The organism is Methanothrix sp., from assembly GCA_029907715.1.
Lineage (GTDB): Archaea > Halobacteriota > Methanosarcinia > Methanotrichales > Methanotrichaceae > Methanothrix_B.
This window is the reverse complement of sequence record JARYLI010000001.1, coordinates 191,278-213,346: the sequence shown is the minus strand read 5'-3', so window position 1 is coordinate 213,346 and position 22,069 is coordinate 191,278. Positions and strand designations below refer to the sequence as shown.

At 55.8% G+C, this 22,069-nt stretch carries 19 protein-coding genes and 1 tRNA gene; 17 read left to right on the top strand and 3 right to left on the bottom strand.

Features of this window, described 5'->3' with window-relative positions; translation table 11 throughout:
* Window positions 1–3: 3 nt before the first annotated feature.
* The 10 genes from QHG98_00955 to QHG98_00910 all read left to right on the top strand — a co-directional run bounded on the left by QHG98_00955 (window position 4) and on the right by QHG98_00910 (window position 7,936).
* On the top strand, window positions 4–618 hold the full coding sequence (locus QHG98_00955) for a 30S ribosomal protein S5 (GenBank protein MDH7596302.1): 615 nt from the start codon (window positions 4–6) through the stop codon (window positions 616–618).
* Window positions 619–620: 2 nt separating this feature from the next.
* Window positions 621–1,076 carry a 50S ribosomal protein L30 gene (locus QHG98_00950; protein ID MDH7596301.1) on the top strand — a complete coding sequence of 152 codons (456 nt, stop codon included), beginning with the start codon at window positions 621–623 and terminating at the stop codon, window positions 1,074–1,076.
* A gap of 4 nt (window positions 1,077–1,080) precedes the next feature.
* Window positions 1,081–1,455 carry an uL15m family ribosomal protein gene (locus tag QHG98_00945; protein MDH7596300.1) on the top strand — a complete coding sequence of 125 codons (375 nt, stop codon included), beginning with the start codon at window positions 1,081–1,083 and terminating at the stop codon, window positions 1,453–1,455.
* Window positions 1,452–3,065 (top strand): preprotein translocase subunit SecY, encoded by a 1,614-nt coding sequence (gene secY, locus QHG98_00940; GenBank protein ID MDH7596299.1) that lies wholly within the window; start codon window positions 1,452–1,454, stop codon window positions 3,063–3,065. Before QHG98_00945 ends, secY begins: the two co-directional genes overlap by 4 nt.
* On the top strand, window positions 3,062–3,667 hold the full coding sequence (locus QHG98_00935; protein MDH7596298.1) for an EMC3/TMCO1 family protein: 606 nt from the start codon (window positions 3,062–3,064) through the stop codon (window positions 3,665–3,667). The genes secY and QHG98_00935 overlap by 4 nt, the downstream gene beginning before the upstream one ends.
* A complete protein-coding gene (locus QHG98_00930; protein MDH7596297.1) occupies window positions 3,664–4,182 on the top strand; it encodes an AAA family ATPase in 519 nt (172 codons plus the stop codon). The genes QHG98_00935 and QHG98_00930 overlap by 4 nt, the downstream gene beginning before the upstream one ends.
* 4 nt (window positions 4,183–4,186) lie before the next feature.
* A complete protein-coding gene (locus tag QHG98_00925) occupies window positions 4,187–5,200 on the top strand; it encodes an RNA-guided pseudouridylation complex pseudouridine synthase subunit Cbf5 (protein MDH7596296.1) in 1,014 nt (337 codons plus the stop codon).
* Between the two features lies 1 nt (window position 5,201).
* Window positions 5,202–5,299 (top strand) — tRNA-Ser (locus tag QHG98_00920).
* A gap of 134 nt (window positions 5,300–5,433) precedes the next feature.
* On the top strand, window positions 5,434–6,831 hold the full coding sequence (locus QHG98_00915; GenBank protein MDH7596295.1) for a hypothetical protein: 1,398 nt from the start codon (window positions 5,434–5,436) through the stop codon (window positions 6,829–6,831).
* Window positions 6,832–6,994: 163 nt separating this feature from the next.
* A complete protein-coding gene (locus QHG98_00910; protein MDH7596294.1) occupies window positions 6,995–7,936 on the top strand; it encodes a carboxypeptidase regulatory-like domain-containing protein in 942 nt (313 codons plus the stop codon).
* 159 nt (window positions 7,937–8,095) lie between these two features.
* Here the strand turns inward: QHG98_00910 and QHG98_00905 are convergent, their stop codons facing one another.
* Window positions 8,096–8,728 carry a protein-L-isoaspartate O-methyltransferase gene (locus QHG98_00905; GenBank protein MDH7596293.1) on the bottom strand — a complete coding sequence of 211 codons (633 nt, stop codon included), beginning with the start codon at window positions 8,726–8,728 and terminating at the stop codon, window positions 8,096–8,098.
* On the bottom strand, window positions 8,725–9,285 hold the full coding sequence (locus QHG98_00900; GenBank protein MDH7596292.1) for an HVO_0476 family zinc finger protein: 561 nt from the start codon (window positions 9,283–9,285) through the stop codon (window positions 8,725–8,727). The genes QHG98_00905 and QHG98_00900 overlap by 4 nt, the downstream gene beginning before the upstream one ends.
* A gap of 312 nt (window positions 9,286–9,597) precedes the next feature.
* Between QHG98_00900 and QHG98_00895 the strand changes: the two genes are divergently transcribed.
* The 7 genes from QHG98_00895 to QHG98_00865 all read left to right on the top strand — a co-directional run bounded on the left by QHG98_00895 (window position 9,598) and on the right by QHG98_00865 (window position 17,225).
* Window positions 9,598–11,601 carry a thioredoxin domain-containing protein gene (locus tag QHG98_00895; protein MDH7596291.1) on the top strand — a complete coding sequence of 668 codons (2,004 nt, stop codon included), beginning with the start codon at window positions 9,598–9,600 and terminating at the stop codon, window positions 11,599–11,601.
* Window positions 11,602–11,803: 202 nt separating this feature from the next.
* Window positions 11,804–12,412, top strand: a complete 609-nt coding sequence (locus QHG98_00890) for a RimK-like ATPgrasp N-terminal domain-containing protein (GenBank protein MDH7596290.1) — start codon at window positions 11,804–11,806, stop codon at window positions 12,410–12,412.
* Complete coding sequence (locus tag QHG98_00885; protein ID MDH7596289.1) at window positions 12,409–13,416, top strand: RimK family alpha-L-glutamate ligase; 1,008 nt, start codon at window positions 12,409–12,411, stop codon at window positions 13,414–13,416. Before QHG98_00890 ends, QHG98_00885 begins: the two co-directional genes overlap by 4 nt.
* Window positions 13,413–13,916: a YkgJ family cysteine cluster protein gene (locus QHG98_00880; protein ID MDH7596288.1), complete on the top strand. Its 504-nt coding sequence runs from the start codon at window positions 13,413–13,415 to the stop codon at window positions 13,914–13,916. The genes QHG98_00885 and QHG98_00880 overlap by 4 nt, the downstream gene beginning before the upstream one ends.
* A complete protein-coding gene (locus QHG98_00875; GenBank protein ID MDH7596287.1) occupies window positions 13,897–15,000 on the top strand; it encodes a glutamate-cysteine ligase family protein in 1,104 nt (367 codons plus the stop codon). The genes QHG98_00880 and QHG98_00875 overlap by 20 nt, the downstream gene beginning before the upstream one ends.
* A gap of 366 nt (window positions 15,001–15,366) precedes the next feature.
* On the top strand, window positions 15,367–16,497 hold the full coding sequence (locus QHG98_00870; GenBank protein ID MDH7596286.1) for a lysylphosphatidylglycerol synthase transmembrane domain-containing protein: 1,131 nt from the start codon (window positions 15,367–15,369) through the stop codon (window positions 16,495–16,497).
* Window positions 16,498–16,580: 83 nt separating this feature from the next.
* On the top strand, window positions 16,581–17,225 hold the full coding sequence (locus tag QHG98_00865) for a gamma carbonic anhydrase family protein (GenBank protein ID MDH7596285.1): 645 nt from the start codon (window positions 16,581–16,583) through the stop codon (window positions 17,223–17,225).
* A 74-nt stretch (window positions 17,226–17,299) separates the two neighbouring features.
* Here the strand turns inward: QHG98_00865 and QHG98_00860 are convergent, their stop codons facing one another.
* Window positions 17,300–21,940, bottom strand: coding sequence for an SdrD B-like domain-containing protein (locus QHG98_00860; protein ID MDH7596284.1), 4,641 nt, complete (start codon window positions 21,938–21,940; stop codon window positions 17,300–17,302).
* Window positions 21,941–22,069 lie beyond the last annotated feature (129 nt).

Sequence of the window (22,069 nt, the reverse complement as noted above, 5' to 3'; positions counted from 1 at the left end):
ATCATGATCAAGGGTTACGAGACAGAAGAGGAATGGATACCGAAGACCAGGCTTGGCAGACTTGTCTATGAGGGACAGGTAACCACGTTCGAGGAGGCGGTCAGGTCAGGTCTTCCCATCAAAGAGCATCAGATTGTAGATCTTCTGCTCCCCGGCCTCGAGGATGAGGTCCTGGACATAACCATGGTGCAGAGGATGACCGACTCCGGGCGAAGGGTGAAGTTCAGAACCACAGTTATAGTCGGGAACAGAGATGGGTACATAGGCATAGGCCACGGCAAGGACGTCCAGGTCGGGGGGGCCATAAAGAAGGGCATAGAGAACGCGAAGCTCAACGTCGTCAGGATCAACAGAGGATGCGGGAGCTGGGAGTGCGGCTGTGGCCAGGCGCACACCGTGCCGTACAAGGTATCTGGAAGCTCTGGCAGCGTCAGGATATACCTCATGCCCGCGCCCAGGGGCCTCGGACTGGCTGCCGGAGATGTGGCCAAGAAGGTCATGGAGATGGCCGGCATAAAGGACGTCTGGACCAGAACAGAGGGTTCGACGAGGACAACCCTGAACTTTGCCAAAGCGACCTACAATGCGCTCCTTAACACCATAACTGTGAGGTCTTGAGGATGTACGCGATAATCAGGCTCAGGGGAGAGGTCAACACGAAGCCTGCGATCAGGGATACCCTGAGCATGCTCCGTCTCCACAGGGTGAACCACTGCGTATTTGTGAGAGAGGATGAGCACTACCGCGGGATGATCCAAGTGGTCAAAGACTACGTCGCCTGGGGAAGGGCAGACGCAGATCTGCTCACCATGATCCTGGAAAGACGCGGCAGGCTCAGCGGAAACAGGCGTCTTACTGACGAGATTGTACGCCAGATCTCTCCATACAAGAGCATACGCGAGCTGGCAGAGGCTGTATGTTCAGGGGCTGCAAGCCTGAAGGACTTCGGCATAAAGCCTGTGTTCAGGCTTCATCCTCCGCGAAAGGGCCACCGCGGGATAAAGAAGACCGTCAAGGAAGGCGGAGAGCTTGGATATCACGAATCGATAGCCGAGCTCATAAAGAAGATGAGGTGATGTCATGGTCAGGGAGCATACGAAGGAGAAGCGCGGTCACAGGACCTACCATGGAAAGCACAAGAACCAGAGAGGTGGAGGCTCCAGAGGCGGGCGTGGCAACGCTGGCACATGCAAGCACCACTGGGTTCGCTCGATAATACGAGGAGAGCCCATGGGCAAGCACGGGTTCGTGCGGCCAAACTCCTTCGACATTGAGACTATCAATGTGGGCGTTCTGAACGATATGGTTGGGCCGGAGGGCAGGATAGAGCTGCACGGTGTGAAGGTCCTGGGAAAGGGAAAGGTCACAAGAAGGCTTACAGTCGCCGCAGCTGCCTTCTCCAGCTCAGCCAGGAGCAAGATCGAGGCAGCTGGCGGTGAAGCCGTGGTATTATGAACCAGCAAAGTTTCTTCTACGCGATAGAGCCGTTCGTCAAGAGGCTTCCTGCCGTGGAGAGGCCTGCTGGCCACGTCCACTTCAAGAGGAAGCTGGGGTGGACGGTCGGAATACTCCTGCTCTACTTCGTGCTCTCCAACATCCCTCTCTTCGGCCTCTCCAAGCACTCAATCGACCTCTTCGGCTACTACAGGGCGTTCTTCGCTGGATCCTTTGGATCGCTGATGCTCCTGGGGATAGGCCCGATAGTCACAGCATCCATCGTCCTTCAGCTCCTCGTCGGCGCTGAGATAATAAAGCTCAATCTGAGGGATCCGAGGGACCAGGCGATATTCCAGGGGACACAGAAGGCCCTCGTGTTTGTGATGATCGTTGTCGAGGCGCTTCCGCAGATCACCGGTGGGTACCTCCTTCCGGACCAGACGCTCGCCACAACGCTTGGCGTCTCATTATCCATAATCTCGCTGATCATACTCCTCCAGGTATGCCTGGGCGGTGTCCTGATACTCTACATGGATGAGGTTGTGTCCAAGTGGGGGATCGGCTCTGGCGTCGGTCTCTTCATAGTTGCGGGCGTGAGCCAGCAGCTCGTCACCGGTTTGTTCAACTGGGCAACTGGAGACGGCGGTCTCCCCATAGGGATAATCCCGAAGTGGATATCGATAATCAGGCTCGGGCTCATAGGGCTGGATGAGATCTTCACATCCGAGGGGCTGAAGTTCATATTCGTCACCGGAGGGCTCCTGGCGCTGATATCCACGGTGGGAATAATACTGCTGGTCGTGTTCGTCGAGAGCACCAGGATTGAGATACCTCTAGCGCACAGCAGGGTGAGGGGCGCGAGAGGGAGGTTTCCAGTTAAGCTTGTATACGCCAGCGTTCTGCCTATGATTCTCGTAAGGGCGCTTCAGGCCAACATCGAGATGGTCGGCGCGCTGCTCACCGCAAAGCTCGGCACGGTGACAACAGCTGAGACAACCGCAGAGGGCGTCAGGATCGTCTACACCGGATACCAGAGCTGGCTGGGGACGTTTCTTTCATCGGCCAAGTTCGATGCTGCCACAGGGGCTCCGATAAGCGCGACATCTCCGCAGCCTGTATCAGGGCTGATGTACTACCTCTCGCCGATACACGGCCCGAGCGACTGGATCCCGAGCATGGTGTCACAATCCACACCAGGACTGGTGGAGCTCGGGATAAACCCGATAGCCGGATGGCAGATCTGGCTGCACCTGCTCACCGACACAGCATTCCTGATAATAGGCGGCATAATATTCGCCATATTCTGGATCGAGACGACCGGGATGGGGGCGAAGAGCATAGCCGCAAAGATTCACGCATCTGGCCTTCAGATACCGGGATACAGGAGAAGCCCGGCCAGCATAGAGCGTCTCATGGAGCGGTACATCCCAAAGGTCACAGTCATCGGCGGCGCGATTATCGGGCTGCTCACCGTGATAGCGAGCCTCCTGGGAACGCTCGGAGGCGCGGGGGGTACCGGCCTGCTGCTCGCGGTCTCGATAATGTACAGGCTGTATGAGCAGATCGCCAGCGAGCAGATCCAGGAGATGTACCCGATGATGCAGAGGATCTTTGGAGAGAGCGCATGAGGTCCAGGATCGTAGAATCGATCGATACGGTTGCGCTCAGCTTGGGCGCGGTGCTCACCATCGGAATAATGGTGAGCCACGAGTTCAGGGTTGCCATAGGAATGGCCATGGAGATAGTCATAGGATGGCTTCCAGAGATACTGCCGTTCCACATGGTGCTCTTTGTGCTCGCTGCAATAACAGGCCTGTACGCAAGCCTCATACAGAAATACACGATGGACTGGGATTTCCTGAGGGAGCAGCAGATGAGGATGCGTGAGTTCCAGGCAGAACTCAGGGCAGCCCAGCTCGCAGGCGATCAGGCCCGTGTTCAGCATCTCCAGAACAAGCAGCTCGAGATGATGGGCGACCAGGGGAAGATGATGAAGATGCAGCTCAAGCCAATGGCGTACATCGGAATCGTCTCTGTGCCGCTCTTCATGTGGGCGTATCTGTACATAGACCAGCACAGCATAACCATGGTCTTCCCGTTCTGGGGAGAGCAGAACATCAAACACATCGTCTGGGGGCCGATACTCTACTGGTTCTACTGGTACTTCATCTGCTCGATCCCGATATCCCAGATAATAAGAAAAGCGCTTGACATCGGCGGTATGGAATGATCATAACAATCAGCGGTCCACCGGGCTCTGGAACGAGCACGCTTGCGAGGGGTCTCTCCGAGGCGCTCGGCCTGAGATGGGTCAACTCAGGTGATCTCTTCAGGAGAATCGCAGCCGAACGTGGCCTCTCGCTGAAGGAGCTCGGGAGGCTTGCAGAGCAGGGGCCCGAGATCGATTACATGATCGATGATGCACAGCGGAGCCTGGCGAAGAACGGCAGCGGGATCTTCGAGGGCAGGCTTGCGGGTCACATGCTTGATGCAGATCTGAAGATCATGCTCAAGACCTCACTGAGCGTGAGGGCAAGCAGGATAGCAAAGAGGGAGAACAAGTCCCTTGAGGAGGCCCTCTCCGAGGCCAGGGCGCGGGAGGAGTGCGAGGCCAGAAGATACAGGATGTACTACAACATAGACCTCAACGATCTGAGCGTATACGATCTCATAATCGACACGGGCAGATGGGATGAGAAGGGCACTCTATCGATAGCACTTGCAGCTGTCAGGGCGCTTAGATGAGATTATGATACCACGATCAGAGACACCCAGAGCCCGGCTCCCTGCAGATCGTGTCAGGGAAAGAGTGGTGAGGCGTGAGGGGTCCACAGACCCATCCTACGGCTGTTTCCCTGAGAAGAGACCGCTCCCGGAGCACCTCAGGCTTGGCGCAATAAATCTCGACAAGCCCTCAGGGCCGACAAGCCACGAGGTCGTCGCGTGGGTCAAGAGGATCCTGGGGATTGAGAAGGCCGGGCACAGCGGCACTCTGGACCCGAGAGTGACTGGTGTGCTCCCTGTGCTAACCGGCGATGCGACGCGGGTTGTGGAGTTTCTGCTCACAGCCGGCAAGGAGTACGTCTGTCTGATGAGGACACATGAGCAGGTTCCCCGGAAGAAGATACTACAGGTTTGTGAGGAGTTCACGGGTGAGATATACCAGAGGCCACCACTGAAGTCGAGCGTCGCCAGAAATCTGCGTACCAGGAAGATATACTACATCGAGGTCCTGGAGATCGAGGGTCAGAGAGTGCTGATGAGGGTGGGATGCGAGGCCGGTACGTACATCAGAAAGCTCTGTTATGACATGGGGCTCGCTCTCGGATGCGGCGCGAACATGGAGGAACTGCGAAGGACAAAGGCGGGGCCGTTCGCGGAGGATGATACTCTCGTCACGCTGCACAATCTCAAAGATGCATACGAGATCTGGCGCGAGAGCGGGGATGAGAGCGCGCTCCGGAGGGCTGTTATGCCGGTCGAGAGGGCCCTCAGGCATCTCCCCGGCCTCGTAATATCAGATAACGCGGTTGATGCGATCTGTCACGGAGCACCCCTGGCAGCTCCGGGTCTCCTGAGCCTGGAAACAGATATAAACAGGGGCGATTTCGTTGTTATATACACCCTCAAGGGCGAGGCGGTTGCTATCGGCAGGGCCAGGCTCTCGAGCGACGAGATGGTGGCTGCAAAGACCGGCATAATCGCATCGACCGAAAGGGTGATAATGGATCCGGGTGTTTACCCGAGACGCTGGAAGCAGTAATGCCGAGGTCGTCTAGTGGTAGGGCGCCAGCCTGGAGTGAACCTCCTGGATAGCTGGTGACTCGAAAGAGTCTCGTGAGTTCGAATCTCACCCTCGGCGCTTTTATACAACATGCGATACTGTCGGATCCTCTTTTGAGCGGTAACCGTTCAGCTTCTCCACTCGTGTGGTTTCCGGTCGCGAGGTTCGAGCTGGGTTCCAGGAACACCGGGCCCCTCCCAAAATATATATAGATGAAGTGCTCATATTGTCTCGGAGTAGCATATGAGGTCGGGGTCACGTTGAAGCTCTATGCCTGTATCCTTATCGCGTTTGCGCTCATCAATGTCGCCTTCGGTGCCATAGGCGATGGTGGTGTTCAGGGTTATTCCGATTTTACACCTCTCGACAGCCCATCAGCGATGAGCGGGCAGGGCTACCCGCAGAGCACGCAGTATCCTGGATCTCAACCACCATCAACAGGCTCGCAGCTGCCAGACCAGCAGCCCTGGAGCAGCCTTGAGAACATCCTCGGCGGATTTTCAGCAGCTCCTGAGATAGAGGGGCCTTATGCAGAGCGTATGACCCCGACGGATCTGAAGCTGCAGGAGCCGAGCGCAGAGAGCTTCCAGCCTGATGGGAGCCTCGACTTCAGCTCAGCCACACCCCCTGCAGGTCTTTCATTTGATCCAAGTGGTGTCTGGCACTGGCCAGGCTCATCGACGTCCGGAAACAGGCTTTACGTGCAGACGTCCTCAGGGCTCAAAACGGTGGGCGGCTGCCGGCTTGGCGGGTATCTGCCACTATGGGCGCAGGTAGCCTCCGCAGGGAACCTGTACACTTATGAATGGTATCCATCAAGCTCGGCCCCAAAGGTCCGGTGGTGGGGCTGGTCGTGGCCGGGGTTCAAGCGCGGCTGGTTCTACGGAGACGCTCCTGGCTGGCACATCGTCAGCTACCACTGCAACGGCTGGTCGAACTACGTCTACATCTATGTCTGGCCGTCATCTGTGATACAGTCGAACACAAACATAGTACAGTCAGTCTCCAACGTCCAGAACTCAAATGTAATCCAGTCTCTCCATTCGGGCTCCGAATCCAGCATCCAGGGCGCACCGACGCCTCCTGATGTGAACACCGAGCAGCTGATCCTGCCCGACTCGAGCAAGATCTATCCAGGATGCTCAGAAGATGGATGTTATGCAGGCCTCAATCCCGTATTTCCCCGAACGGCATCCTGCAGATGTCCGGAGAAGAGATGCGGCTGCAACGAATATTATATACAGGTGTGGCCGAACAAGCTTGTCACAGCAGCCGGTGTTGTTCAGGGCGAGTGGCTCCCGCTGTGGTCGCACATCATGCGTCCCGGAAAATACTGGTCGTATGAATGGGCTCCATGTGGCAGCTTCCCCAGGGGATACTACTGCTCGCCAAGTGTGAAGGGCTTCGGCTACAAGACCACAGGCTGGTTCCCGACATGGTTCTACGGCGAGGAGATCGGATGGCACATACTGGCCTACTGCACAACCGACTGGTCGAACTACATATACATCTACGTATGGCCCGATAGAGGCTCATCCTCTGAATGCCATGAATTCAGCTGCAGATCAGAGCCGTCCAGAACATGCGGCCCCCATGCGTTCGATTGCTGAAATGAATGCTGTGAGTAGGCAGAACGGATCTGCAAGGTTTATCATGTGCTGATATGGCATCGATGGCAGTTCGCTGAACGCAGTGCTGTACTGCCCTCTTGAACATTCATGACATCACGCAATATTTATCTCCCAGCATTCCATACTCTGCTGGGGACTCAGTATGGATCATGTAAAGCACGTAATTCTGCTCGCGATTCTGCTAAATCTCATCGCGGGCTCCTGCCAGGCTTTTGGGGCTGCCGGAACGAAGCAGCCTGACTGGCTGACCCCATGGAGCACGCCGCAGCAGGCCGTCACGACTGTTGAGCCAGATTACCTGAACCCATTTGCTGTGGAGCGACCTGATTGGGACCCGTATGCTCCATTTGATTCTCAGCAGATGGTTATCGAGAGGATGGATCCCATTGCAGAGGGGCTGACCATAAAGGATGAGCTGAGGCTGCCGAACATTCTATATGTTCAGCAGGGCGGCATGCTCACGACCAGGGCATCTGTGATTCTCGGAGACCCGATCATACTCTGGGTGCGCACATCAGTTCCAGGCAATCTCCTGCTTTACGATAACGGCAGGATGGTTTACTCAACAGGTCTCATGATGCCCGGGTGGTACAGGATAACAGGAGCACATGCCGATCTTCTCGTATCCCATCTCTACGTCATGAGGGTGGGCGGGCTTCTCACAAACAACGTCTCGGTGCTGGTCGACCCGGGGAGGTACCCCACGACATACAGCCTGGTCGGGCGGGTGGTTGACCAGAACGGCGCCGGCATCCCCTGGGCGAGGGTCATAATCTCCGGAGGGGAGGGCGGAAGCTTCACCATAAACACTGATATGCTGGGCTACTACGGCATGGATCTGCCATCAGGGTACTATGTGATAACAGCCGTTGCCCCAGGATACACATTCAGCCAGGTATCAGCCAAGGTCTGGCTCGGCACGGTCTCTGCCGCACCCACGATCGTGGGGATTCCAACAGGGCAGCCTGTTCCTGTGTCGTATTCGCCTGTCTCTGCCCCATCAGCACAGACGAGCACAGGGATCCAGGATGCACCTGCTTCGATCCCCGGATACTCGAGAGGGATAGGGCGGGTGGTGTTCTGAATCTGATTTGAATTTCAAAATCATCTCAAAACAGCAATCCGGCGACGAGTGATCTGCAAGCGCATGTGCAGAGTGCATCCGGATGTTTGAGACGCTCGTGGAAGAGATCTGAGAATCAGCATGCACATCTTTGGGGTAAGCTAACAGATGCTGTGCATCTCACCAGAACGAGTCCTTAAAGCCGTACTCCCCTATGAGTGGAACGAATATGACGCCCATGGCCCGCTCGACCCTTATATCATGATTCTTTGTAACGACAAGAAGGTCCTGTGAGTATGAGCCGACGGGGATAACCATTCTTCCGCCTGGCCTGAGCTGCTCCTTCAGCGGCTCAGGTATATCCGGCGCGGATGCTGCGACGCTTATCCTGTCATATGGCGCCTGCTCCCTGTACCCCAGACTCCCATCTCCAGCGATCATGCTAACATTTCTGTAACCCGCCCTCTCGAGATTCCGGCGTGCAATCTCGACCAGCTCTGGGATGCGCTCCACCGAGTAGACGTGGCCAGATGGGCCAACCAGCTCCGCCATCACAGCAGCATGATATCCACAGCCGCCTCCGACCTCGAGGACCTTCATGCCCTCATGCAGATCGAGCAGATCGCACATTATCGCCACCATATGCGGCGCGGATATCGTCTGGCCGTAGCCTATGGGGAGAGGGCGGTCCTCATACGCCATGGGCCTGAGCTCATCAGGAACGAAGAGCTCCCTGGGCACCCTCGACATCGCCTCCACAACCCTTTCGCTCACGTAGTTCCTGAGGCTCTCGATGAGCCTCTCCTTCCTCAAAGCTGCCGCCCCCATACCCTCACGATGTCTCTGGCCTCGGAACTCTCCGGAAATCCCCCGTCACGCCCCTTGATCTTCACTATTCTGTACCTGATACCCTCGACATCCCTGACATCTCCGACCGAGAAAACCTCGTCTCCCTTCGTCATGATCCTGAAAGATCTCGTCCTGCCAGCTCTGTACACGGAGATCTTGACCAAAACATCATCAACGGCCCTCGCCCATACGCATTTCACATCCTTTGCAAGTGCGTAGCTAACCCTTCTTTCCGTCTCGATCGCAGTTACCTCCGCAACGACAACATCGCTCCGCCCATCATCGACCACTATCTCAGAGCCGACCGAGAGCATGTCATTTTGAGGAACACTTACGCGGTACACCCTCGAGCTCGGCCCGGAGCTCACGATAACCTTCAAAGGGGTCATCCTCAAATGATGAGATGTCACCGAGTGCACAGTGCCACACACCTCACACCTCACCAAGAGATCCCTGCCCGCATGCAAAACAGTGTGCTCAGTTGCGGAGTCGCAGGCAGGGCAGATTATGTCACCTTCCATGTTTTTATGTCTAATTACACAATGATACAAAAACATGACCATCGGAAACACTGGCGGCCTTCGGATAAGCAGATTGCATGGTAGAAGCGCTTTGATCTCGAGAAGCCGATAGAGGACGAGGACGTTTATAGATTCGGGTAAGCAGATTGCATGGTAGAAGCGCTTTGATGGCATCGATTACCCTTGTGAATTGTGCCCAAACCCCCCATAGCACGATCTCAGGGCCCGGTGAGCATTGTGATCTGTGATCCAAACGCAGCCACACCCCGAATAATGGAAAACAATTTACATTAAGGGTTCCTTAAACCTCATATGGAACGCAAGCCCAACCGTCTCGCTGGAGAGTCGAGCCCTTACCTCCGTCAGCATGCATGCAACCCTGTGGACTGGTACCCATGGTCGCCTGAGGCCTTCGAGCGTGCGAGGGCTGAGGACAGGCCGATATTTCTGTCGATAGGATACTCCACCTGCCACTGGTGCCACGTGATGGCAAGGGAGTCCTTTGAGGACGAGGAGATCGCTGAGATGCTGAACAGGGCATTTGTATGCGTGAAGGTGGACAGGGAGGAGAGGCCGGACATCGACGCGATCTACATGGAGGCCTGCCAGATCATGACCGGCAGGGGCGGATGGCCTCTGACGATCATAATGTCCCCGGATGGCATTCCCTTTTTTGCAGCCACATATATCCCGAAGGATGGGCGGCTCGGTATGATGGGGCTGAGGGAGCTCATACCGCTGGTGGAGGAGCTCTGGAAGAACCGGAGATCAGAGCTCACAGCTCTGGGATCCAGGGTGCTGAACGCCATGATGGAGTCACATGTGCAATCCCATGTGCAGAATGCGGATGAGAGCACTCTCAGCAGGGCTTACCTCGAGATTTCGGGGATATTCGACTGGGCCAGCGGAGGGTTTGGGAGAGCCCCGAAGTTCCCCCTGGCACAGAATCTGCTGTTCCTGCTCAGGTACTGGCACAGAACAGGGGAGATGAAAGCTCTGGAGATGGTGGAGCTGACGCTCAGGGAGATGCGATGCGGCGGCATATACGACCAGCTCGCATATGGTTTCCACAGATACTCAACTGATTCGAGCTGGGGGGTGCCACACTTCGAGAAGATGCTCTACGACCAGGCGCTTATGTCGTTGGCATATCTGGAGGCATTCCAGGCCACAGGAAAGAGGGATCACGCGATTGTGGCAGATGAGATACTCGGATTCGTCGCTGGGGAGCTGATATCCCCGGAGGGTGCGTTCTGCTCAGCGCTTGACGCCGAGAGCGATGGGATCGAGGGGGGATACTATCTCTGGACAATGGATCAGCTCCAGGATGCTCTTGGTGATGATCTGAATAAGGCGCTAGATGCGTATGTGCTCGAGCCCGCTGGCGGGAGCAATGGGAGGAACGTGCTAAGGATCTCGCTGAAGGGCGAACTGGGTGATTTCAAGCGCTCCATTGAGCCCTTGAGAAGGAGACTTCTGGAGGCGAGGTCTCTGAGAGCAAGACCCTTCAGGGATGAGAAGGTGCTTGCTGACTGGAACGGATTGATGATAGCAGCATTCTCCAGAGGCGCTCAGGTTCTGGGAGATGAGAGATGGCTCCGCATCGCATCCGTTGCAGCGGATTTTGTGATATCGAGCATGCACAGAGGCGGCGTGCTTGTGCATTCCCACAATGGCAGCAGGGTATCGATACTTGATGATTACGCATTCCTCATCTTCGGACTGATTGAGCTTTACCAGGCCGGTTTCGAGAGAAGGTATCTTGACAGAGCTGAGGTTCTGTGTGAGGAGATGATCTCCCACTTCCTCGATCCAGCCGGCGGGTTCTATTACACCATGGAAGATCAGGGAGATCACATCCTGCGGCGGAAGGAGGTTCGAGATGGCGCGATCCCCTCAGGCAATGCGATGGCCACAATGGACCTCCTTCTGCTCGGGAAACTTCTCGGCAGGCCGGATCTGGAGGAGATCGCCTCTGGAAGCTTCAGGAACATCAGAATGGACTCCCTTCCTGCACAGGTCGGACTACTGATCGCTCTCGACCTCGCGCTAGGACCTTCGTATGAGATCGCAATCCTGGGCGATGCGGATGGGACAAAAACCATGCTTCGCGCCCTCTGGTCCGTCTACGTGCCGAGAAAAGTTGTTGTCGCCGGGGATCGACCTCCAGAATGGGCATCAGCCCTGCGCCCCGCGGATGGGAAGGCCACGGCATATGTCTGCAGCGGATACACATGCAGCCTTCCAGCAACAGATATCGGAAGCATGATCGAGCTTCTCGATGTGAGAGGATTCAGGGGTTCTGAGAGCGCATAGGGGTAAGCTCTAAATACCTCAAGACATCTACAGTAAATCCGTTCGGCACCTTGGGTGCCGAGGATCTCCTTATGGAGCGTAGATACTATAAAAAACACCGTAGTGGAGTGGTGATAAGGCCACCTGAGTGCACCCAGACTGTTTTCCAGAGCTGGTGGCCGCCCGTATGAACAAACGTCACACTATTCCGAAAAAGAATATTATGTATACGTTAAATAAAAATGGAACCGTATACATCATCAACGAGAACTACTTCTACAAAACAGAGCCATACTACACGATAGTGCAGAACGAGTTCGAGGGCATCCGGACAGTTCCCAGCAGCAGTGCTGTTCTCGACGCGTACATTGTGCCGATATGCCTGGAGAAGGCGAGAATGGCAGGGATACCTGTATGCGAATGGGTCGTCTCCTACGCATACATAACACTTCCAGCGATAGTCTACGGGCTGAACTACTTCTCCACGCCCTCCGAGCATTTCGTCGTGAAGGACTTCACAAGCGCGAAGAAGGCGATAAAGCACGTGACGAACTACGGCAAGTACCCATTCTGCTATCAGAAGATAAGCGATGAAGCAGAGGTTGCTGTGTACAGCTCCATCTTCGGAAGAACGGTCGACTGCTCTGAGGAGGTGGAGACGCTGGCGGAGAAGATCTACGCCGTCTTCAACATACCACTGGTGAGCCTGGTGCTCGTCAGAGATCTTGGAGGATACCGTTTGTCATCACTTGCACCTGTGATGTACTCTCAGCTCTCAGAGAAAGAGAGGGAACTGATGAAGAGCATACTTGAGAAGAGGGTGAGCGGTTGAGCAGGTTGGGAATATTCGTCAACAGACAGACGCTTAGCAGCTCCGAGCAGCTGACTGCGCTCATAAAGTGCAGGGATGCTGCCGAGAGCATGGGTCACACTGCGGAGTTCATATTCCCGGTGGATATAAACAGGATTCCGAAGCTCGACGCGCTGTTCATCAGGGCGAACACAGATCCGATGAATGCGACGTATGTCGCATCGAGGATCGCGAGCCTCTACGGGATCCCTGTCATAGATGATCCGGCCTCGATCCAGATATGCTCCGACAAGGTCAACATGTACCTGCACCTGATGAAGAAGAACCTGCCCATACCCAGGACGGTCTTCCCGAGCAAGAGGGAGATAGTGCCGGAGTATGCCAGGGCGCTCTTCGAGAGGCTCGGCACGCCTCTGGTGCTGAAGGAGCCATCGACATCGTTCTCAGCACGGGTCGAGAAGGCATCGAACGTCCAGGAGTTCATGCGGATAGCGAAGCGGTTCCTGAGGCTTTCAGACTGGATCGTGGTGCAGGAGTACGTGCCGAGCAGCTTCGACTGGAGGATCGGTGTGCTCAATGGTGAGTTCCTGTACGCATGCAGGTATGTCATTCCTGCCCAGACCTTCAAGATCCAGGCATCTGTGAACGGACATCTCGTCTACTGCGGGGTGGAGAGCGTTCCGCCAGAGGAGGTCCCATCGGAGATCATAGACCTGGGGATTGAGGCTGGAAGGGCCATAGGCAAGGGCCTTTACGGGGTGGATATCAAGGAGAGCAACGGTCGTCTCTACGTTATAGAGGTCAATGACAACCCATCGCTCGATGGCGGCGAGGACATCTGCTACCCGGATGTCTACAGAAGGATAATCTCGTATCTCATAAACGGAGACCAGTATGCGGACACGCTCAGCTACATGCCATCCAGGATGGACAGCTACATGGGGGAGGCGAGGTTCGATCCATCCACCCAGAACGTGCTCGGATCTGAAGAGCCTCTTGCCTACAGGATCGACTTTGAGAGATGAGGGTGATCGAAGTGGATCCTGATGTCTTCAGCGATATCTGCAGCTCATGCGGCGGCATCTGCTGCATCGATGCGAGACCGCCTCTGACAGACAGGAGGGCTGAGATCCTGATCTCAGCGGGTCTGAGCCCGGGCGATATAGAGGAGGTGGGCTACAGGAGGATCAGGGCGAGGGATGACGGCTCATGCGTGCTCTTAGAGAATGGAAGGTGCAGGCTGCATCATCTCAAGCCCGAGACCTGCTCAGCAGGCCCCTTCACGTTTGATGTTGTGGACAGAAGACTGGAGATCTACCTGAAGCGGGAGAGCATATGCCCGCTCGCCGGCTATCTTCTGAGGGACAGGGAGGCATACGAGAGGCAGCTGAAGCTTGCTGTTGAGAAGATACTCGATCTCATCAGGGATATGGGCGGGGACGAGCTTGCAGCCGTGCTCAGAATAGAGGAGCCGGAGACCTTCAAGGTCATGGAGATCGACCTGGATGATAGGCACAGAGCATGAGTACTCCATAAACGACCGGAGCTTCAATCCCCTCCCGATCTCAGATCTGCTCATAAAAAGATTGAACGGCCGGGTCGAGCACGAGATAGATTTCGGAGGTGTGCGTCTCTCCAAGGAGCTCCAGAAGCACGTCCTGGAGCTGGTCCCTCCGCCTGCTGATAGCATAGCTGCGCTTGAGGGTCTGCTCCACGCAGGCGTAAGGAGGCTCTACAGGTGTTTCGGTGAGCACAGATTCCTCGGGCTGGGAATGCATCCCCTTCTCACACTGAACCAGACCAGCTTCTGGGATCATGATGAAGCTGAGTACTACCGTCTCTATGACAGGATCTTCAATATAAGGCAGCATGGTTGGCTCAACATCCAGGCTCTCCAGATAAACATCTCATACAGCGTAAGCGATATGCTGGTGGAGATGTTCAACAGGCTGAGAGCCCTGCTGCCCTATCTGATAGCGGTCTCTGCAGCCTCCCCCTTCGTTGAGGGCAGATGCACAGGATACATGGACAACAGGCTTTTATTCTACATGGAGAACCAGCGTGAGATCCCGGAGATATGCAACGGCGTGATCCCGGAGAGGATCAGGAGCGTCAGGGATTACGTGATGGTAAACAGGGGGATCTACAGGAAACTCCAGCAGATGAACGCGGATCTGCTCTGCAGGGAGTGGGTTAACTCCAGAGGGATAATAGTCCGGTTTAAAAGAAGATGCCTGGAGATCAAAGCAATAGATGAGCAGGAGTGCATAAGATCTGATATGAGTATAACCGCATTTGTAAACGCACTTCTGCGAAGTGATATCACTCTGGAGGAGGATGAGGAGACTCTGAGGGAGATGATGTACCTAGCCATAAGGACCGGCACGTCTGAGATGATGCCTGAGCTCCAGAGGCTTTACAGAGTGGCAGAGAGGTGTGCGTCTCCTGACGAGAGGGCATATCTCCCGCTGATAAGAGAGCGCATCGATAACGGTAGCCTCGCAGAGGTTCTTGTGGGAATGTACAGGCAGACGGGAAGCATGAGAGAGCCCATGGAGCATGCGGAGAGGGCGCTGAGGACTAACATGCCCATGCTCTCCACCGGGTGATGACGAGACAGGGTATTTGCTCAAGTGAGCGTGGTTGAGTTACTGATCGAGTGAAGCCGCCATCATCGGGCACAGTCGTTCATCCAGAAATACTCCCATAGGGCGATTTACCTCAACGTATTGAGCATGTCCGAGACAGGAGAGGGTCTGCACATCAATCTTCGTGCAGCTCCGGTGGGTTGTGTCTGGTGGGTTGTGCGCTCAGATCGCTGAACCCAGCAGGTGAAATCGATTTGTGATCTGCTCACCAGCATTGCTGATTCCTGAAATTCCGTTCAGTGATTCAAGAACATGACCCTCCGGTGAAGGCAGCTCACATCAGAGGTTCCCGCGAGACTGATCTCCCATGCATGCACGCTGCCGCACATGGGATCTCCGGCCTCATCCCGGAGCCTCTCGACGATAAGCTATTTTTATCTTCAGATCATCCTTTGTGGTGTGCATCGAGACGGGATAGAGCTTCCCACGCCGGATGCGAGAAAGTCGATCACGCTGGTGGCGGTCGGCACATCGCTGTATCTCATGTACCTGTACCACGTCGGCTTCTCCGGGATAGCGGAGAGCATGAGATCCGTGGATATCCGCATTTTCTCTCTGGGCTTCGTGCTGGCGCTCCTCGGCGTGCTCTTCGACGGGCTCGCCTGGAGGCGTGTTGCCATCAAGTTCGGCTGCAGTATCTCGATATCTGATGCATTCCTGATGTACCTCTCGTGCATATTCCTGAACAATCTGATACCGTCAGGCAGCTTCTCGGGAGAGACCGCCAGGATATACTTCCTGGAGAAGATCGCGTCTCCTGGAATCGATCGATCCTCGGCGACGGTCGCTGCGACGCGCATAATCACAGCTGTGCCGTTCTTCTTTGGGGTTGTGGTCGGCATGGCATATCTGATCCTGGAGACGAGTGCGCCGGCGTGGGCTATCGCGACATGCTCAGGAATTGCGGTTGTTCTTCTTGGCATCAACGCGATATTCGTGGGCATATGCTTCTCGAGCGGCTGGCTTGAGGGGATAATATCGAGGCTGATAGAGTTTGTGGAAAGGGTCTTCCATCGCAGGGTCGACAGGAGCCTGTGCATGGGCATAGTGCGCAGATTTCATTCGGCGATGAACGGATTCATCGACCACAGAAGAACGATACTGGTGAGCACAGCCTGGGCGTTCGCAGCCTGGCTCTGCATGAACCTGGTCGCGTTTATCACCTTCAGATCAATGGGCATCGAGGTCTCGATGTGGGCGATATTCGCGGTCTACGCTGTGATGATATTCATCCAGATGCTTCCCCTGGTGCTCCCCGGAGGCATCGGGCTTGTCGATATAGTGATGATAACGCTCTTCAGCGCCATAGGGGTCCCCACGAGCTACGCTGTCGCCGCAACAATACTCTCCAGGCTGATACAGCTCTGGTTCCTAACGATAGCTGGAGGGGCTGCGACAGCATACCTGCTGAGGAGAATAGATGAAAACCGGAAGAGCTCAATGAACCAGCTGGCATGAGCTGATGCCCTGAAGCACGGCAAAGGCGCAGAGCAGCTCCCAGGATCGCAAATGATATCTCGGAGCCATTATACTGTTTTATCATGATCGAGGAAACCAGATGGACCGCTGCAAGGATGCCACAGCCCCCGGATATGCCGTATCCCTCTGAGCCCTCGGACTGGGAGGCTCTGTGGTGCGAGCCAGTAGTGGATAAGACCGCATGGGTGAGCCCCGGAGCTGTTCTTATTGGCCGGGTTGTTCTGAAGCGGGGAAGCTCAGTCTGGTATGGATGTGTCCTCAGGGGAGATGAGTCGTTCATCGAGGTGGGGGAGGAGAGCAACATCCAGGACTGCTCGGTGCTGCATGTGGAGCCTGACACGCCCTGCATCATAGGGGATCACGTCACACTCGGACACAGGGTCACTGTGCATGCATCTCAGGTTGAGGACTGGGCGATGGTGGGCATAGGCGCCACCGTTCTCAGCGGATCTGTTGTGGGCAGTGGCGCAATAGTTGCTGCGGGCGCTCTTGTGCTCGAGGGCACGAAGGTGCCGCCTGAGACGCTGTGGGCTGGTGTGCCAGCGAGGGAGATCAGAAAGGTTACGCCGGAGCTCAGGGAGCGGGTGATCTCGACGAACAGGCAGTACGCGAACAGGGCTGCGATGTACCTCCACAGGGAGAAGCTGCTCGCAAAAGGAAGGGGCCAGCAGGGCAGCCACCAGCATTCAGATAACATCCTGCTCTGAGAAGCTCAGAAAACAACTCTGGGCATCTGAGAAAACAAATGAGTGGCGGGATGACCTCCCGCCGTCCTTCTGCTCTACTCCGGTGCACATGTGCTGCATGACATCCAGTCGTCCCTGTACGACTCGGTGCAGTTCAGACCCATGCACTTCGGCACTGTCCACCCTTCTCTCTCCCGCTCTTTTATCTCGACTCCGACGTATGCTCTGGCCGCCAGATCTGCCTCGACCGATCCTGGCCCATCGATCGGGTAGGCCTCCACCCTGGCCCTGTTCGTGAACGTGCCGCTCCTGAGCGCTCTCATGTTGTAATCGATATCGATCCTCTTTCCGGGCCTGAGATCGAGTATCGCCCACTCGATCCTGTTCTCTCGTATCTGGGAGGGCGTGAGCGAGTAGTTGATCAGCTGCATATCTGATGGTATGTAATCGATCACGAACGCGACCATCGTGTAGTTCGCTCTGTTGCTCAGCGAGATCCTGTAACTCACAGTGTCGTTGTGCACTACCGCTGTCTTAGTTGCCGTGAGCTCCGCCGGACAGCACTCGAGCCAGTCGACCTTTATCGAGGAGAAGTTTCTGGCCGTGACCCATTCATCGTCATGCGCTCCTGAGACGATCACCCTGTTGACCAGGTTCGATACCTCTTCTGTTATGTTGAGAGTGAGCGAGATCGTTGTTGTATCGCCTATTCCAAGGTGCAGGAGCGTCCAGTTGGCATACTCTGATGTCAGTTCACCAGGTCTTGCAGATGACCCCACGTACTCCGTGCCAGGCGGGAAGATGTCAAGTATGTATACAGGCCCGAGATTGACGTTGCCGTCGTTCTCAACGATGATCCTGTAATCAGCGTATGTGCTGTTCGCCAGGTCGACGGAGCCCTCCTTTCTCACAGAGATGTGCGGGTAGCTGTATCTGGATACACCTGTTATCGAGACCTTGCGGTTCACCTTGTAATCACCGATGTACTGATCGACGAGATCAATGGTCCTGCCCTCCCTGCCGCTCAGATCCTGGTAGAGGACCCTGAAGTCAGCCTTTCCTGAGAACTCCGCCTCGGTCTCCATCTCGTTCAGGCCCCTCGCGTACGTCTCCTTCTCGAGTGTGTCAAGCGAGGAGAAGCTCTCGCTGATCAGGCTCTTATCCGTCTTTGACCACATCCCCTCGTACCACTTGCCGGTGTAGTTCACACCCATGCCCTGTGAGTACGTGTAGTTCGCAGGCGCGTGGTTGAGGCTGATCTCCTTGTGCATGTAGCTGCTAAGGGTGTCCATGAGCTGGGAGCTCTCGTAGCTGCCAGTGCCAGACTCGTAAGAGCGCTGGGCAGATCCAAGACGTTTATCCACGGCTGCAAAGCCCGTGCCGCTCGCCTCGCTCTCGGAGCGGAGGTGCTCGCCGTACTCATCGACCTTCTGATACAACCTGAAGCTGCCGACGTAGTCCTCCCTGCTCTCGTAAACAGCATTGTCCAAGGCGTTCTTCGTCAGGTTGCTCTCCCTGGCTTTGAGTATTCCAACATGACCCATGCCTGTGAACTCCGTATCGATCATGAGCCTGGAGCCGTTCTCGTCCATCTGGAGGGAGCTATCGCGCTTTATGCTCCTGGCATACGTGTACTCCTCGCTGAATGATGCGTCTGTCGCGTAATTCTTCGCCTTCTGCTTCTCGACCCAGAGAGTCGTGTAGTTCACGTTTCTGTCTCTCGGGAGGGAGAACGATGTCGGATAGTGCGTCGCTGACAGGCTCTTGTTCCAGGTTATCGTGCGGTTCCCGCGCTCGTATCTGACCTGATCTTCTGTCTCGTACGACCCGCTCCCGTGCTCCTTGATCTTGGCGCATGTGGCAGGCGGTCCGAGCTGGACCTCTGCGGCTGTAGTGACCTTTGTGCTCTCTCCATTCTGAGTAAGCCTGTAGACCATCTCAGCCCTGTTCACTATCTTCGGCGGGGTGGTGCAGAGGTTGTTGTAAACGTTGACGTAGCCTGAGCCGCTCACGCTCTGATCCATGCTGAAGCTCATATTGCCCAGCTCCTGGGCAACGCCCACGACTATCACTATCTCGCCAGACTCGCCAGGCCCGAGATCACCCACATACCAGACATTGTTCCCGCTGGTCGGTGCAGGGGTCGCGCTTATGAAATAAACCTCGTTCGGGTAGTGATCAACGATGTAGACGTCGTGCAGCGCACCTCCAGTGTTCTGATACCTTATGGTGTACGTTATCGTGTCTCCCGGCTCGACCACCTTCGGCTCGGCGGTCTTGTTGAAGAGGACCTCGCCGGCGATCACGACCTCAGCCTCCGCCGGGTCAGAGACCACATCACCGTTCGGATCCTGGCCGGCCGCTGTGGCGACGTTCTTTATCGGAGATGTGTCCGTGGGTTTCACAACATACGTCGCTGTGACCTCAGCGGTCTCTCCCGGACCGAGAGTTATCGGATCTGTGTTGATCCTGCCGAGCATATCGTCGTCTACGTAGATGTTGCTGATCGTTGTCTCTCCGCCGTTTGTGATCGTGTATGTGTATGTTATCGTCTGGCCCACAGATGCGACCTCGACAGAGGGTCTTTTATCCAGTGTGAGCCTGCCCTGCGGCGGCATCGGGCAGATCACAGTGACTGTGGCGCAGGATCTGTCGCTAACCTCGATATCGCCGATCATGCCCTTAACCGTGGCGCAGTTCTCGAGCTCCAGGGGCACAGGCGGCACTCCTGGCAGCTTCTTGTACTCCCTGCTGATCACATTCCCGTAGAGATCCCTGACGACGACGAGAGTATCGCCCGTCGGATAGTAAGTGACCGTGAGGTTCGTGTACCCTGGATATGGCCTGTCGTACTCGATGAGGAGGCCCTCCCATGGCTCTCTTGTGATGTAGTTCTCAGAGACTACCCTGCCGTTGACGTACTCTGTGCGCAGGGAGTCGTATTTATGAGGTCTCACAAGGAGAGACCATGCAAGGGCTCCTGAGGAGTTGTAGGCCTCTGTGAGAACATCTCCGGTTGTGGTGCTGGTGTAGTTCATCAGCTTGTACACAGAGCCGTTCAGAGTGACGTTGCTGATGACCAGAGAGGTGTTCGCCTTATCGAACGTGTCCCTGTACTTCCTGACGTAGTTCAGCTTCGCCTCGAGCCTCGTCATGTTTCTGTAGAGGGAATCGATCAGCTCCTGGTCGACGGGAGATGCTGCCATTATGGTGAGCCTCTCCTCTCCTGTCACAGGTGGAGCCAGACCGCGCTTCTGGTTCTGCTCATCCGAGGGCGTGAAGCTCTGGCGCGTGCATACGTCGCTCTCGACCGTCGCGGTCAGGGTGATGACCACAGATTCGCCCGCCTCGAGAGCACCCAGGTTCCACGTGACGACACTGCCGCTGACGCCTGACGGCGCTGGATTCGCGGATTTGTACAGCGTGCCAGGCGGGAGCGTGTCGACCACTGTGGCATCATTTATCGTCGCGCTGCCGGTGTTTTTCACCGTGAGAGTGTATGTTATGGTGTCGCCAGGCTCCACGGTCTCCCTATCAGCAGTCTTCTCGATATCGATTGCGCAGTCCACCCAGGTTATTTCCACGGTCGCGGTCGTCCCTATCGATCCTATGAAATTGCCCTGGGAATCCTTCGGCACTGCGTAAACGCTGAGTGTGGTGCCTGCAGACTGGCCTGGCACCGTCGCGGTCCATTTGCCGTTCGAACCCTTTGTCATCTCCACTTGGGACGAACCGTAGTACAGAGTCATGCTGGCGATGCTGCCGCAGAGATCGCCCTGCAGGTTCTTACAGCTCACTGTTACAACCACAGGCGTATTGCTGCAGGGATCCTGCGGGGAGGCATCTATCGAAAGCCTGGCCTGAGGCTGTACAGTCTGAACGTTACCGAAGTTCAGGTCCGCTACGCTCCTGTCCTCCTCTCCGTCAAAGTTGATCTCATAGCTTCCGGGATCTGCAGGGAGTGTTCTGCTCCATCCTGCCCTCTCCTCCTCTGTTATCGTGTACGTTCCAGCGGGCAGGTTTGTGAAGGAGTAGCTCCCATCTGCGCCGGTAGTGGTCGAGATCGTTGTGGTCCCGTCCGAGAGGTAAATCGTCCAGCCCTCGATTCCAGGCTCTCCTGTCTCCCAATTACCATTCCCGTTCAGATCGTTGAACTTGTATCCGCTGACGTCGAGTTTGCCCTGGCCACCTGTCTTGAGGGTATTGGTGAACGTGACTCTGATCGTCTCGCCTGCATCAAGATCGATTGTGGCAGTGGAGCCTGACGTGGAGGATCCACCATCTGTATCACCATCGATTTCTATGCTGCTCAGGTCCCAGCCATCAGGCACACTCTCGGTTACCGTGTACTCGCCTGGTGCCAGATTACCGCTATCGTAAGGAGCGTCAGAGTCTGTCAGAGAGAATGTCGTGCCTCCACTCCATGATCCTGTGAAATCGAAGCTCTCAGCCGAGCCGCTTGGGTCTGTAACCTTGTCGACTATGATCTTGGTAATACACTCGACCTCTGTTATTGTCGCACTGGACTCTGCGGTACAGCCGTTTGCATCGGTCACCACGACCTTGTAGATACCTGCTCCTGTCGCTGTGTAGCTCGAACCGGTCGCACCGCTTATCTTGCTCCCATCCTTGTACCACTGGTACGAGTACGGCCCTTTACCACCCGTAACGGTTGCTTTGAGCTCGACGCTCTCGACTTTGCAGTTCAGCTCGCCTGATGTCGGTTCAACACTCACACTCGGCGAACCGACACTGGTCACTGTAACTTCATTCGACGTCCCAGTACAGCCGTTTGCATCGGTCACCACGACCTTGTAGATACCTGCTCCTGTCGCTGTGTAGCTCGAACCGGTCGCACCGCTTAT